This is a genomic window from Brevundimonas vancanneytii, assembly GCF_901421975.1.
Lineage (GTDB): Bacteria > Pseudomonadota > Alphaproteobacteria > Caulobacterales > Caulobacteraceae > Brevundimonas > Brevundimonas diminuta.
Genome location: NZ_LR588407.1, coordinates 2,465,849 through 2,479,441 on the forward strand (window position 1 = coordinate 2,465,849; position 13,593 = coordinate 2,479,441).

The following is a 13,593-nucleotide window of genomic DNA, read 5'->3' on the forward strand; positions in this document are numbered from 1 at the left end:
CCCATTGCCCTAAAGGCCTGCGTAGGACGCCTACCTCGGGTCTTGTCCGGAAAGCGATCATCAGTTTGCCGCCACCCATCCACCGCCGAGTGCTTGGTAGAGAGATACCGAGTTGAGCAGACGGCTTTCATGAAGCTGTACAAGGCTCAGTTCGACGTTCAGTAAGCCGCGTTGGGCATCCAGTTCTTCAAGATATGAAGCATAGCCCGCACGGTATCGGTTTCGTGCGTGGCGCAGCCCTTCAACAAGCGCTTGATGCTGGACTTCGGCTTCGGCGGCCTGACGTTGCAGACGGTCGATACCGGCCAAGGTGTTTTCAACCTCGGAAAAGGCCGTCAGGACCGTCTTGCGATAGGCGAAAGCGGCCTGATCGCGCCGCGCTTGAGACGCATCGACGCCCGCAGCTAGGCGGCCATGATTGAAGAACGGTGCCAGAACACTGCCCCCCAACGACCATACAGTCAGAGGATCAATCCCTTCGGCCACCAATTCGCCCAACGATGCTGTCAGGCGCACTTGCGGCAACAGGGAAGCTTTCGACGAAGCCAGCGAGGCATCGGCGGCCAGAAGCTGGGCTTCTGCTTGTGCAATGTCAGGACGACGGGCCAGCAAACTCGATGGCATCCCAGCTTGCGGATGAACGAGTTCCAGATATTCGAAACGCCCACGCGGTACTGGACCGGGCGCAGCCCCGGTCAGCAAGCGCAACGCGTTTTCCTGATGCGTTACGGCCAACTCCAGTGCCGGTACCTGACGCGCAGCCGCCCGCTGCTCTGCTGTGGCTTGCGTCAGTTCCAGACGAGAAGTGGTGCCGACTTCGGCACGACGCGTCGCAACCCGCAGAGCCTCATCGCGCGAAGCCAGCGTATTACGAGCGATCTCCAACTGGGCATCGAGCGATAGGAGCGTGATGTAGGCCCGCGCCGTCGCCGCAGAGATCGATAGCTGAATGGCATCGCGGCCATAGCGGCTGGCCTGAAGGCTGGCTCGCGCAGCGGCATCGCCATTGCGGACGCGTCCCCATAGATCGACCTCATAGGCGGCCTGTAGCTGGACCGATCCGTTCGCCACTTCGGACGGCATCCCAAAGGCGCTGAGGCTACGGCCATCCTGACCGCCCATAGCCAAATCAAGAGACGGCAACAGGGCCGAGCGCGCCTGCACCGCTAAGGCCTCGGCCTCGCGGATGCGGGCTTCGGCCACAGCAATATCGATATTACCCGCCAGCGCAGCCTCAACCGCCGCTGACAGTTGCGGATCGCCATAGGCATGCCACCACTCGGCCGAGACAGAAGCCTCACCTTGCGACGCTTCACGCCATTGCGTGGGCACTTCGGGTATAGCGGCCTCGGGCACGGGCGAAGGGCTTGTGGCGCAAGCGGCCAACACAAACGATGCCGCCCCCATCAAAAGAAGCTGGCGCATTAGCGGCTCTCCCTCGCCGAAGCGGTATCCACCCGCGCGACGACCGACAGACCCGGCCGCAGCTTATCAAGCCCTTGTTGGCCGCTATCCAGCAAGATCCGTAACGGCAGACGTTGCGAGATCTTGGTGAAATTGCCCGTCGCATTCTGGGCAGGAAGCACGGCGAACTCCGAACCGGTGGCGGGGGAAATGCTCTCGATGCGCCCCGTGAACTCACGGTCGCCGAGGGCGTCCACAGTGACGGTCACCTTTTGACCGGCGAGCATCTTGCCAACCTGACGTTCCTTGAAGTTGGCAATGACCCACAGTTGCGGCGGGACCAGCGACACCAGTTGGCTTCCTGCGGTGACATACTGGCCTAGACGCGCACCGACCTGCCCCACCTGGCCAGCTTCCGGTGCGACAATGACCGTGTTGGCCAAGTCGATTTCAGCCAGTCGCACGGCCGCGCGTGCCGCCTCGACAGCAGCTTCCAAGCCACCACGCGAAACGCCTGTTGCACGGACGTCCTGGCGGGCGACCTCGATATTGGCCTGTACCTGACCCACACGGGCTTCCGCCGTACGCAAGGTAGCCATGGCCTGATCGCGCTCGCGCAGGGAAACAGAGCCATCCTCGGCCAGTTCGCTTACGCGCGCCATGTCGGCTTGAGCGCGCGCCAGTTCGGCTCGGGCAGAGGCCAGTTCAGCAGAACGGGCCGACACCGTGGCTTCTCGCGAGGCCGTGGTCTGAGCCGAGTTGGCGAGTTGCGACTCCGCCGACGCCAGATTGGCCTTGGCCTGCTCGAGACGCTGAGCATAGATGCGGTCGTCAATGCGGAACAGCGGCTGGCCCTTGGTCACGTTCTGGAAGTCCTTGACCAGCACCTCGGTGATGTAGCCATTCACCTGTGGTGCCACGACCGTTACCTGACCGCGCACATATGCATTTTCAGTCCGCTCGACCGGCGAACTGAAGGGCGGAAGCTTCCACACAAACAACACCAACAGCACCGCCGCCAGCGCCAGCACCGCAGTGATGATAGCGGCCTTGGGCAGGCCCTTATTCTTGGGCTTGCTTTCCACTTGCGTCAGCGTTTCCAGACCCTCGTCCTCGGGCTGGGGGGAAGGCTGGGTGGGGGTGTTTTGGGGTTGATCGGTCATTGGTGATTTCCGTCAGATAGCGACGGCGCCAGAGGCGCTGCTGTTATTGGCTTGTGCTTGCTTGCTCTGCTTGGCGAGGGCGATGAACATGAAGATGTTCATGACGATCAGTGCGATCGCCCCCCAGCCGATGATGGTGAAGACGTCATTGAAAGCGAGGATGTTGGCTTGCTGCGTGATCTGTTGGGCCAGCGTTCCCATGCCCTGAGCCGATCGCAGCGCGGGGTCTACAATGACGCCGCCATAGGCACCGGAATACATCTGCAGCAGCTGGGCCTTGGATGGGTCGGTCGCGACAATGCCCTCGGCCAGATAGGTAGCATGGTGCAGGGCGCGAATGGACTGATAGGTCCCCAGCAGTGAGCCGCCCAGAATGCCCCCCAACATCTGGGTGACACCAAACATCATGGCAAAGGTGACGACGGAGTTCAGACCGCGCGCCAGCAATCGACCCAAGCCGAGGATAAGGGCGCACCCCATGAACAAGGCCGCCGCAAAACCCATCATGGCCTGAGTGACGAACAGATTTGCGGGCCGCGTATCAACCGTCGCGCCCGCATCGTTAAAGGCCGCCACACTAATCAGGACCAAAGCCAGCAACAGCATAACCGGCAACAGCTTGGTGTTGAGCATCAAACCGAAGGCGCTGGTGAGCACGCCGGCTACCGTCGCGGCCAGAATGATGGCATACAAGGTCTGCGTCTGGTCAGGCCCGAGGCCCACGGTCTGCACCAGTCCGGTCACGCCGAACGGCTGTTCGATTAACAGTACCCGCGTCAGCATGAGCGACAACGAGAAGTTCAAGAAGTCGAAGGTGAACACCCATCGCGTATCGACCATGGGGTGCGCGCGATAGTGCTCGAGCACCGCACCTGTCGCGAGGCAGATGATGGCCGCAACGATAGCCAGCCCCACCCAAGGCGCATCCAGCCACCAATCCACACGACCAACAGTAGCCACCGCGACCAGCGTTCCGAGGCCCAGAGCCAGGAAGATAAAGCTCGGGATATCGCGCCATTCGAAGGCAACAATCCGCATACCGGGCGGCAAACGCACCAACTGGATCCCTGCCAGACACAGCAAGACCATCGCCGTCTGGAACAGCAGCAGATAGTGCATCCCGCCGGCATCCAGCAGTTCCGGACCAAGGACCCAGATCAGGGGCGCACCAATCTGGGTGCCGCCAATCCCGAACAGCAGAGCAGGAAGCTTGTATTTGGGCTGGGGCGGCAGACCCTGCATCATATACATGACGCACAGGCCGCCCATGGACGCGCCCGCGATGCCGCTCAGCGCCCTGACCGCCAGCACCGCCGGATAGCTGGTGACAAACAGGTTGGCGATCGTCGCGAGTGCATAGATCGACAGGAAGACCTTGGCAAAACGCACCAGTCCGAACTGCTGCCGATATTTGATCAGCAACAGGTTCATCGAGATGTTGAACATCGGATAGATGGCACTGAGCCAAGCGCCCTGGCGGGTATCCAGACCGTAGGTGCCCTGAACAGCCGGCAGATTGGCGCTCACGATCGAAGAGCCGATGCCACTAGTTATGCCGATTAACAGGCCGATAAAGGCGAACCACACACGGCGCGATGCGGGCATATCCGGTGTCGACGGCGAACCGGGGATCATGGGCCGCTCGTGAGGAGCCCAATCCGGCGTCTCGCCTATTGGGTCGCCATAGCGCCTAGTTTTGGACGTCATGAACGCGACCTCATACCGTTCAATGCGAGATCAAATATGCGGTCGACCGACTGAGCGTCGGCATACCGGCTACCGGCGCTGACCATGCGGACAAGCGTCAACACATCATCAAGCGTCAGATCGGCCCTTACGGTGCCCGCCTCCAGCGCATCCGCCAGCGGCTCTCTGAAATGCTCCCGCAGCAGGTTTTGACGGACAATAAGCTCTGGATCGTCGCGCGGAATAGCGCGCCAAGCATCGGAAAGGACCGGCGTCGCGCGTGCGATATTGGCCATCTCGCGGATGAGAGCCAGCAGGACCTCGCCCTTTTCGAGGCCTTCCCCAATGCTAAAGAAAGACTCTACCTGCCGATCGAACAGGGCAAACAGCAAGGTCTGCCGATCCGGAAAATGCCGGTACAGGGTCGCGCGCGACACCCCTGCCATATCCGCCAGCGGCTCTATCGGCGCATGTACGCCCTGCTCAGCGAACAAGCGTGCGGCAGCGTCGAGCAGCGCAACCTTTGAACGCAGGACATCACTGCGGAGGCGACGATTTTGAGACATAATATCTCAAATGACAATCAAGATGAACTGTGTCAACTGCCGACCTAGGCTCAGGACTCATAGCCAGAAGAGCACGGTAGCGGCGAGTGCGATGGCGGACAGGAAGACGGTCGGGCAGCGGTCGTAGCGGGTTGCGACCCGCCGCCAGTCTTTCAGGCGTCCAAACATGATCTCTATGCGGTTGCGCCGTTTGGGTGCTGACAAGTTAACTGGATTGAGCCAAAAGCAGCCCTCCCCTTGCCGATTTCAGGCCCCTTGCGTTGCTGCCGACCAAGCGGTTTCGGCCTGACCTCGCAGCACGCGAAGGCCAGATCGGGAAATCAGGTGCGGTTGAAGATTGAAGACGTTGTAAATCGGGCCGTGGCTGGAGAGAAATCGCTGGGCTGAACCCTGCGATTTAAACCTCTGCTGCTTTCGCTCTCGTCGGCGAATAACGAGGTGAGAATTCTCGGCGCGATTGTTCTCGCGCATCCCGCCTGGATGATGACGCCCTTGAAGATTCAGGACTTTCATCGCCGCGCGATAAGACGCAAGTTTATCCGTCACGATAGCTTCCGGATGAACGCCTGTGTTGCGGAGCAAACGCCGCAGCAACTTCAAAGCCGCGTGCTTGTTGCGTCGCTTTTGAACCAGTACATCAAGCACTTCGCCCTCATCATCGACCGCACGCCATAGATACATTCGGCGACCGCGGATCCTGACAACCGCTTCGTCCAAATGCCAACGGCCCGTCGGACGATTACGAATTCGGCGAATGTTCGCAGCAATCATTGGCCCAAACTTATTCACCCAACACCGGATAGCTTCGCGGCTGACCTCAACCCCGCGTTCCGCCATCAATTCTTCAACGTCGCGAATGCTCAGTGTGAATCGAAAATACCAACGCACAGCCTGACAAATGACCGATCCTGGAAACCGGTGACGCTTGAACGATAAGCCAGACATGAAAACCTCCACCCTTCAACCTAAGTGGAGACTTTTTAGCGTTAGCCTGATGGGGTGGACGGCCCCTGTGTCCGGCGTCGAGTGCGCCATAGTGTGGTCGTTGTTGATGTGGCCACAGAACAGGAACCGTCCACCATGATGACTACCACGATCGGCCTCGACCTCGCCAAGAGCGTATTTCAGGTTCACGGCGTTAGCAGCGAAGGACAGGTTACTGTTCGCCGGAAGCTGCGGCGTTCTGAACTCATGAGGTTCTTTAGAGATTTACCCCCGTGCCTGATCGGCATGGAAGCGTGCGCCACCGCCCATTATTGGGCCCGTGAACTCTCTGCCTTGGGCCACGAAGTTCGGTTGATGCCGCCGAGTTATGTAAAGGCCTACCTCCGCCGCCAGAAAATGATGCGGCTGACGCTGAAGCAATCTGCGAGGCTGTGACGCGTCCGACGATGAGGTTCGTGCCGGTCAAGAGCGCTGAGCGTCAAGCGATCCTGACCTTGCATCGGACCAGGGAGTTGCTGGTTCGACAGAAGACCACGCTGATCCGGGCCATCCGTAGCCATTGCGCAGAGTTCGGCCTCGTCGTCCCGCAGGGCGCGCGACGGATCACTGATCTCCTGCAGTTGGTGCGAGAGACACATCCTTCGACGCTTCCGCAAGCGGCGGTGCTGACAATGCAGATGCTCGGTGCCCAGCTTGATGCCCTGGCCGTACAAATACGCACGCTTGAGCGGCGACTGCTGGCTTGGCATCGCGAGAACGAGACAAGCCAGCGTCTGGCCACCATTCCTGGAGTCGGGATTATCACTTCAACCGCTCTGGCGGCCAGCATCAGCGATCCAAAACTGTTCAAATCCGGTCGTGAGTTCGCTGCCTTCCTGGGACTGGTTCCTCGACAAAACTCATCTGGTGGCAAGGAGCGGTTGGGCCAAATCTCCAAGAAGGGAGATGGCTATCTGCGCAAGCTCCTCGTGGTCGGGGCTACGTCGGTGATCCGGCGTGCTCGAACCGGTGTGACGCCATCAGCTGGCTGGGTCCAGGCGTTACTGGAGCGTCGGCCATCCCGCGTCGTGACCGTAGCCATGGCCAATAAGACCGCCCGGATTGCGTGGGCGGTAATGGCGCGAGGCGAGACCTACAGACCTATCGCTAAGGTTTAACCGAGATTGCTGCGAACCATTGGTTTGTAGCTCCGAACTGGAAGGGTGCATATGGGATGATGATGATCAGGTAGTGGCCGCAGGCTGGGAAAACCCGAGGTACTGTCGGAGCCTTGAGCTCGATAGCCTGATTGGGACCTGGTCCAGCGGACTCCATCAGGGCCAGCGGCCATCGACGCCGCACAAACAGGCCGGACAGATGACCGCAACACCCAGATCGTCACTTCAAACCAGATTCACCCTTGCAGTGCAGGGGCCGTCCACAGATGTTGACGTGCCTCTGAGTTTTCATCCAGCGGCGACCAGAGTCCTTGGGTTAGTTACGCCTCGCAGCGTGGGTTGAGCAACAGGCCGAGCCGCGCAGCTTTCATACTGCGCAGCGGGTCGGCCTGTTGCGGTCAGACTGGCGGCAAAGGCCTCCGGGGTGAGGTAGCCGATCGACGAGTGCGGCCGGCGGGTATTGTAGTCCAGCGCCCAGGCAGCGACCTTCTGGCGGGCGTGATCCAGACTAAAGAACAGGCTCTCGTTGAGCAGTTCGTCGCGCATCCGGCCGTTGAAGGATTCCACAAACCCGTTCTGGGTCGGCTTGCCGGGCGCGATGTAGTGCCAGTCGACGCCATGATCCTGCGCCCAGGCCAGGATGGCCGTGGACGTGAATTCCGTGCCGTTGTCGCTGACGATCATGGCGGGACGGCCCCGTCGAGCGATCAGCGCTGTCAGCTCGCGCGCGACGCGGGCGTCCCGAGATCGAGGTGTCGGGGATCGCCGCCAGGCACTCGCGGGTGACGTCGTCGACCACGTTGAGAATGCGGAAGCGGCGGCCCGTGGCGAACTGGTCGTGCACAAAGTCCAGCGACCAGCGGGCGTTCGGCCTTGCCTCGATCAGGATCGGCGCCCGCGTGCCGATGGCTCGACGACGGGAGCGGCGCTTGCGCACCGTCAGACCTTCCTCGCGGTAGAGCCGGTAGATCCGGTTCTTGCCCGAAGGCTCGCCTTCACGTCGCAGCAGCACGAACAGCCGGCGATAGCCGAACCGTCGCCGCTCGACAGCCAGGGCGCGCAGCCGCTCCCGCAGCGCCGTGTCTGGCGGGCGGCAAGAGCGATAGCGCACCGATTTGCGGTCGGCCTTGATGATGGAGCAGGCCCGCCGCTCGCTGACGCCGAACGTCGCCTTCACATGGGCGACGGCCTGGCGCATCGCCGCGGGCCCTACCACTTTTTTGAGAGCAGATCGTTCAGCGCCGCCTTGTCGAGCATGGCGTCGGCCAGCAGGCGCTTCAGCTTTCCGTTCTCATCTTCCAGGGCCCGGAGGCGTTGGGCGTCCGACACGCTCATCCCGCCGAACTTGGCCTTCCAGGCGTAGATCGTGCCCTCAGACACGCCCGTGCTTGCGCGCCAGCTCGCCCGCTTTCGCGCCGGCCTCGTTCTCCCGCAGGATCCCGATGATCTGCTCTTCCGTGAATCTCGCTCGTTTCATTCCGTCCGTCCTTTCAAGGGGCGGACTCTAGCTCCGCGTGGAGGAAATTCTCAGGGGCACGTCAGACCCTCCAAGCTGGCTGGCGGCGCTGACTATTCGACAACGCCGATCGCCTTGCGCATGGCTGCAAGGCGATCCAGCACGAGCAGGTCCGGGGCCGTTGGAGGGCCGAGTTGGCTAACGAGACCAAGCGACCGAATATGCACCAGCAGAGCATCGCTGCGCCATCCGCCGGACGCGAGATCGCTGAGCATGGCTGAAATGCCCCGAGACACCTCGCCCACCGCCTCCATGTTCGCCGCTCCGGCGATTTCTGCGACGCTCAGGGCCGCCCGGCCCAACCCCTCCCGTTCCGCGTGCAGGACATCGTCGCCCTGGTCCGCGTAGGCCAAGATTTTCCGAGACCTTGGCGCGAATATGGGTCCGGAAGGCGTCACCGAGTTCTTCGACATTGGCGTTCGCCTTGCTGATCAGAACTTCCTGGGGCTGTGCATTCGGTGCGTCAATGACTTTGGCCAATCTATTCACCAGACTGAAGACGCGCGGCTTTGGCATCGGGCGGTCCTAATCGAACAGGGAGTTGATATCGTCTTGAGACAGAGCTCGGGTCGAATCGGAGATCAGGGCCAACGCGTCGGCACGGCGCTCTTGATTCTCAGGCGCCAAACCTTGTTTCGTGCGGCGGTCGGGTCCGCGAAAGCCATCGGACTCGACAAAATCACGCCGATCCCGGGCCAGCCACTCGATCCTCTTCAACAGTATGGCCGGAACGATCGGCTTCTTTATCACGATGTTGGCGCCGGCGTTCCGCGCCCGATAGACCCTATTGATCGATGTGTGCGCGCTCATCATCATGATGGGCGCCGTGAAATTCGGTGATTTCGTTTTAGCCCGTGTGTCGCTGAGGACCGAGAATCCGTCTTCGCCCGGCATCTCCGCGTCGAGGATGATCAGGTCAAACGCCTGTCTCGAAATGGCTTCGCGAGCCTGCTCCCCATCCCGACACACGACCGGCTCCTTGATCCGGAAACCGCTCAGAACGGATACCAAGAGATCAAGAGCGTGCAGATCGTCGTCGACCACAAGGACCTTTGTGTTCCCCAAATCCATCTTGGACGATGACTTCAGCATCGACGTGACATTCCTCATTCGACTTCGATGAGACGCAAAACGAACGCGCGAAAATTTAGAATGATTTGTCCACGGCGGCCTGGTCGAGGCCCTCGCCGGGAAGCGCCGGACCATTCAGCAGCGGGTCGGCGGGTGCGCTGGCGACATCGACAGAACTGATCATGCTGTCCAGCTTGGACAGGCGCTGCCCGGTCAAGTCCTGGAACGCGCAGGCTTCTAGCATGCTGCAGAGCGCCGCCTCGATCCGATCGAGGGCTGCGGCGTCGCCGCCTCGGGCGGCGCCGATGTCACGAAGGGCCTGTTCTGCTGCTGACAGTAGGACGTCTGTTGCAACATCGACCTCATCTCGAATGACCTGGATGATGGCCTTGGCTTCGGTTGCGGACATCCTAGAGCGGCCCCAGGACCGAGGTGAGTTTCTGCTTTAGGACGGCAAGATTGAACGGCTTGATGATGTAGTTGCTGCAGCCTGCCGCACGAGCGAGAACGACGTTCTCGGTCTTGACCTCCGCCGTGACCATGACGAAGGGAACCGCCTTTGTTCGGGGGTCGCCGCGTACGGCTTGAAGAAGTTCGTAGCCCGTCATGGGCGCCATGTTCCAGTCAGAGAGGATCAGGCCATAGTCCTTCTGTCGAATCTTTTCGAGCGCAGTAGGCCCATCCACAGCATCGTCGATGTTGCTAAAACCCAACTGTTCCAGCAAGCCGCGAACGATCCGGATCATTGTCTTGTAGTCATCAACGACCAGTATATTCATAGATTTGTCGACAGCCATACAGTCCGATTCCTCATCTCTGAGCATATCATTGCAACTTCGCCAGCATTTCTGTCCAAAAATAGTTAAGAAGTCGTCCTGGCGGCTCCGCGCAACCAAAAGTGGTTATATTGCGTCGGAACAATGTTAGGTGTTCTGATCTGCCGGCTCGAATGCTGGCGGCGGCGACCACCCGCCAACAATCGTTAGCCTGTTAATGTCCAAAACGTCGTTAACGCAGAATTTACTGATTCGACCCTCAGGTGATCCGCGCAATATTGCGAGCCGTTTGTGCTTTTGGGGTGCCCTTGGACGATTTGGTGAGCGATTTCGTCGCAGAAACGCGCGAGGGCCTCGAAGCACTCGACAGCGAACTCGTGCGCTTCGAGCAGTCTCCCGACGATCCCGAGACGCTCGGCAGGATTTTCCGCCTCATCCATACGATAAAAGGTACGTGCGGCTTCCTGGGCCTGTCGCGTCTGCAGACCGTCGCCCATTCGGCGGAGAACGTACTGGGCGGGTTCCGCGACAGCGTCCTTCCAGTCACGCGCGTAGCCGTCTCTGCGGTCCTCGACACCGTCGACCTGATCCGCGCGATCATCGATTCCCTCGCGGTCACGGGCGTCGAGCCACCGGGCGATGATTCGGCGCTCATCAGCCGCCTCGAAGCCATTCTGAACGATGCCAGCCCGGATGAGGTCACTTCAACCGGTCCGGCGATAGAGCCGTCATCACCCGAACCGACCAACGACGGTCGAAAGCTGATCGATCGACTGGGCGGGGACGCCACGCTCGATGCGGCGGCGGAATCGGCCCTCATGTCGATCCAGAGCAATCCCGACTTCGGCGCCCTTTTCGCCGACGCCGATATCGACAGGCTTCAGGCCGCCATCCGCGACAGCCTGAGCACCTTGGCGCGCAGCGAGCAGCCGGGGCCCGCCTTCGTCACGAGCATGACTGACGTGGGCTCGATCGGCGTGAATTCGAAAGTGTGCGAGGGGGTCTTCGACATCGTCGCCAATGCGCTTTTCGAACTGGATATCGATCCCGACGCGACCGCCGCCCTGCGGAACCTGCTGCTCTTGGCGGACGCCGCAGACCAATCCCCGCTCGCGGCCGCTTCGAGTCCGCAAGCCTCGGCCTCGGCCAGTCCAAACCCTTCGGAAACGGGCACGGCCACGACCGGAGCGACAGCCGCCGAAGCGCCGCGCGTCCGGTCCGATGGCGAAGCTCCGGGCGTGGGAGGCGGCGCGGGACCGGCTCAGACCATCCGGGTCAGTGTCGACGCTCTGGAACATCTCATGACGGTCGTCAGCGAACTGGTGCTGATCCGCAATCAACTGATCCAGACGCTGCGCCTGGAGCCGGAAAGTCCGTTTGCTGCGCCCCTCAATCGGCTCAATCAGGTGACCAGCGAACTGCAGGAAGGGGTGATGACCACCCGCATGCAGCCGATCGGCGGCGCCTGGTCCAAACTGCCGCGTCTGGTCCGCGACCTTTCTCAGGATCTGGGCAAGTCCATCGAGTTGGTCATGCACGGCCAGGAGACAGAGCTGGATCGCCAGGTTCTCGAGCTCATCAAGGATCCGCTCACCCACATGATCCGCAACGCCGCGGACCACGGGCTCGAGACGCCGACGGACCGTCGCGCGGCCGGGAAGTCAGAGACCGGCAAGATCGTACTGCAGGCGCGGCACGAGGCCGGGGCCATCGTCATCGAAGTCGGCGACGACGGTCGCGGGCTGCCCGCCGACAAGATCCGCGCCAAGGCGCTGGCGTCGGGGTTGATCTCTCAGACGCAGCACGATTCCATGTCGGACGCCGAGGCTCGTCAGCTTATCTTTCACGCCGGGCTCTCGACCGCTTCGGAGGTCACGTCGGTCTCCGGCCGCGGCGTCGGCATGGACGTGGTGCGGACCAATATCGAGAAGATCGGCGGAGCCATCGAGCTGACGTCAGTCCAGGGCAGCGGCACACGGTTCACGATCCGTATTCCCCTGACCCTGACCATCGTTTCCGCCTTGATCGTTGAGTGCTGCGGCGACCGCTTCGCCATGCCGCAATCTTCCATCGTCGAACTCGTGAGCGCCAACGGCGCCGGCGGACGGACCATCGAATACATCGACGGATCGGCGGTGCTGAGACTACGCGATCGCCTGTTGCCCCTGGTCTCGCTGCAAAGCCTCCTCGAGCTCCAGCCCACCGAGACCTCCGCTGGCGAAACCTGCATCGTCGTCGTCAAGATCGGATCTTTCACCTTCGGGGTGATGGTCGACAAGGTGTTCGACACCGAGGAAATCGTCGTCAAGCCGGTGGCGACTGTCCTGAGGCATCTGAAGCTTTATTCGGGTGCGACGATCATGGGCGACGGGTCGGTCATCCTGATCCTGGACCTGAAAGGGCTCTCGGCCGAGACCGGCGCCGGCCAAGGCTCCGGCATCCAGGACGAGCCGGTGGGGGAAGTCGCATCGGCGCGTGAGGAGCAATCGGCCATCCTGGTTTTCAGGGCGGCGAACGAACGCCTCAAGGCTACTCCGCTGGCAGACGTGGCGCGCATCGAGGAGATCGCCTCCAGCCAGATCGAATACGTCGATGGTCGCACCGTGGTGCAGTACCGCGGCCAGCTGATGCCGATCGTGGGAACGGAAGCCGAACCCGCCGCGGGCTGGGACGATGACGATCGCCGGCAGTTGCTGGTCTTTGCCCGTGACGATCAGGCGGTCGGCCTGTTGGTCCACGAGATCGTCGATATCGTCGAGAGCACCCTGAAGGCGGATCTCAGCTCCGCGGGCGCGGGTACGCTGGGCAGTCTGATTATCGGCGGGGCTGCGACAGAGCTCATCGACGTGGCCTATTATTGGCGCAAGGCCATGAACAGGCCGGAGCAGGCCGACGCGATGCCTGACACGCCCGTGGCTGCGCCGCCGCCAGTGGTCGCACAGCCAACCCGTCGACTACTGGTGATCGACGAGAGCCCCTTCTCCCAGCTTCTTCTTCGACCGCTGCTGGCTCAGGCGGGTTATGATGTTGTCGTCGCTTCGGATTCAGAGACCGCGTTGTCGCTCTATGAAGCAGGCGAGTCCTTCCACCTGATCATGGCTGATACGTCCCGTCCCGAATCGACGCGCAAATTCGCATCGACGCTGAAGACCGCGACGCGCTGGCATGCGACGCCTTTGGTCAGTCTCGCGGCGCACAAGAACTCGGCCGCTGCCCTCGGGTCTGAATCGACCCTTCTGGAAGCGGTCTCCGACGCATTGGTCGATCATTGGGAGGCGGCATGACAACCGGCGAGGGTGGGATCAGATC

At 61.4% G+C, this 13,593-nt stretch carries 10 protein-coding genes and 3 pseudogenes; 2 read left to right on the forward strand and 11 right to left on the reverse strand.

Features of this window, described 5'->3' with window-relative positions:
• Positions 1–60: 60 nt before the first annotated feature.
• The 6 genes and pseudogenes from FGL25_RS12260 to FGL25_RS12285 all read right to left on the reverse strand — a co-directional run bounded on the left by FGL25_RS12260 (position 61) and on the right by FGL25_RS12285 (position 5,764).
• On the reverse strand, positions 61–1,425 hold the full coding sequence (locus FGL25_RS12260; protein ID WP_138141665.1) for an efflux transporter outer membrane subunit: 1,365 nt from the start codon (positions 1,423–1,425) through the stop codon (positions 61–63).
• Positions 1,425–2,567: an HlyD family secretion protein gene (locus FGL25_RS12265; RefSeq protein WP_138141666.1), complete on the reverse strand. Its 1,143-nt coding sequence runs from the start codon at positions 2,565–2,567 to the stop codon at positions 1,425–1,427. The genes FGL25_RS12260 and FGL25_RS12265 overlap by 1 nt, the downstream gene beginning before the upstream one ends.
• 12 nt (positions 2,568–2,579) lie before the next feature.
• The gene (locus FGL25_RS12270; RefSeq protein ID WP_252970161.1) at positions 2,580–4,202 is read right to left on the reverse strand and encodes an MFS transporter; all 1,623 of its coding nucleotides are present in this window, start codon (positions 4,200–4,202) and stop codon (positions 2,580–2,582) included.
• Positions 4,203–4,270: 68 nt separating this feature from the next.
• Complete coding sequence (locus FGL25_RS12275; RefSeq protein ID WP_138141667.1) at positions 4,271–4,819, reverse strand: TetR/AcrR family transcriptional regulator; 549 nt, start codon at positions 4,817–4,819, stop codon at positions 4,271–4,273.
• 57 nt (positions 4,820–4,876) lie between these two features.
• Positions 4,877–5,011, reverse strand: a pseudogene (locus FGL25_RS12280) (transposase); the annotation flags it as partial.
• Between the two features lie 54 nt (positions 5,012–5,065).
• A complete protein-coding gene (locus FGL25_RS12285) occupies positions 5,066–5,764 on the reverse strand; it encodes an IS6 family transposase (RefSeq protein WP_138141668.1) in 699 nt (232 codons plus the stop codon).
• A gap of 135 nt (positions 5,765–5,899) precedes the next feature.
• On the opposite strand from FGL25_RS12285, the pseudogene FGL25_RS12290 reads away from it, so the two are divergent.
• Positions 5,900–6,921, forward strand: a pseudogene (locus FGL25_RS12290) (IS110 family transposase).
• Positions 6,922–7,209: 288 nt separating this feature from the next.
• Here the strand turns inward: FGL25_RS12290 and FGL25_RS12295 are convergent.
• From FGL25_RS12295 to FGL25_RS12315, 5 genes and pseudogenes are all read right to left on the reverse strand, one after another.
• Positions 7,210–8,398, reverse strand: a pseudogene (locus tag FGL25_RS12295) (IS3 family transposase).
• Positions 8,399–8,490: 92 nt separating this feature from the next.
• Positions 8,491–8,850 (reverse strand): hypothetical protein, encoded by a 360-nt coding sequence (locus FGL25_RS12300; protein WP_138141831.1) that lies wholly within the window; start codon positions 8,848–8,850, stop codon positions 8,491–8,493.
• Between the two features lie 112 nt (positions 8,851–8,962).
• Positions 8,963–9,529 (reverse strand): response regulator, encoded by a 567-nt coding sequence (locus FGL25_RS12305; protein ID WP_167493346.1) that lies wholly within the window; start codon positions 9,527–9,529, stop codon positions 8,963–8,965.
• A 55-nt stretch (positions 9,530–9,584) separates the two neighbouring features.
• A complete protein-coding gene (locus FGL25_RS12310; protein ID WP_138141835.1) occupies positions 9,585–9,917 on the reverse strand; it encodes a hypothetical protein in 333 nt (110 codons plus the stop codon).
• 1 nt (position 9,918) lies between these two features.
• Positions 9,919–10,305 carry a response regulator gene (locus FGL25_RS12315; protein ID WP_138141837.1) on the reverse strand — a complete coding sequence of 129 codons (387 nt, stop codon included), beginning with the start codon at positions 10,303–10,305 and terminating at the stop codon, positions 9,919–9,921.
• A gap of 299 nt (positions 10,306–10,604) precedes the next feature.
• On the opposite strand from FGL25_RS12315, the gene FGL25_RS12320 reads away from it, so the two are divergent.
• Positions 10,605–13,568 (forward strand): chemotaxis protein CheW, encoded by a 2,964-nt coding sequence (locus FGL25_RS12320; RefSeq protein WP_167493347.1) that lies wholly within the window; start codon positions 10,605–10,607, stop codon positions 13,566–13,568.
• The last annotated feature ends 25 nt before the right edge of the window (positions 13,569–13,593 follow it).

Coding starts and splice junctions, on each gene's coding strand:
- FGL25_RS12260 (WP_138141665.1), bottom strand. CDS start 1,425: ATGCGCCAGCTTCTTTTGATGGGGGCGGCATCGTTTGTGTTGGCCGCT.
- FGL25_RS12265 (WP_138141666.1), bottom strand. CDS start 2,567: ATGACCGATCAACCCCAAAACACCCCCACCCAGCCTTCCCCCCAGCCC.
- FGL25_RS12270 (WP_252970161.1), bottom strand. CDS start 4,202: ATGATCCCCGGTTCGCCGTCGACACCGGATATGCCCGCATCGCGCCGT.
- FGL25_RS12275 (WP_138141667.1), bottom strand. CDS start 4,819: ATGTCTCAAAATCGTCGCCTCCGCAGTGATGTCCTGCGTTCAAAGGTT.
- FGL25_RS12285 (WP_138141668.1), bottom strand. CDS start 5,764: ATGTCTGGCTTATCGTTCAAGCGTCACCGGTTTCCAGGATCGGTCATT.
- FGL25_RS12300 (WP_138141831.1), bottom strand. CDS start 8,850: ATGTCGAAGAACTCGGTGACGCCTTCCGGACCCATATTCGCGCCAAGG.
- FGL25_RS12305 (WP_167493346.1), bottom strand. CDS start 9,529: ATGCTGAAGTCATCGTCCAAGATGGATTTGGGGAACACAAAGGTCCTT.
- FGL25_RS12310 (WP_138141835.1), bottom strand. CDS start 9,917: ATGTCCGCAACCGAAGCCAAGGCCATCATCCAGGTCATTCGAGATGAG.
- FGL25_RS12315 (WP_138141837.1), bottom strand. CDS start 10,305: ATGGCTGTCGACAAATCTATGAATATACTGGTCGTTGATGACTACAAG.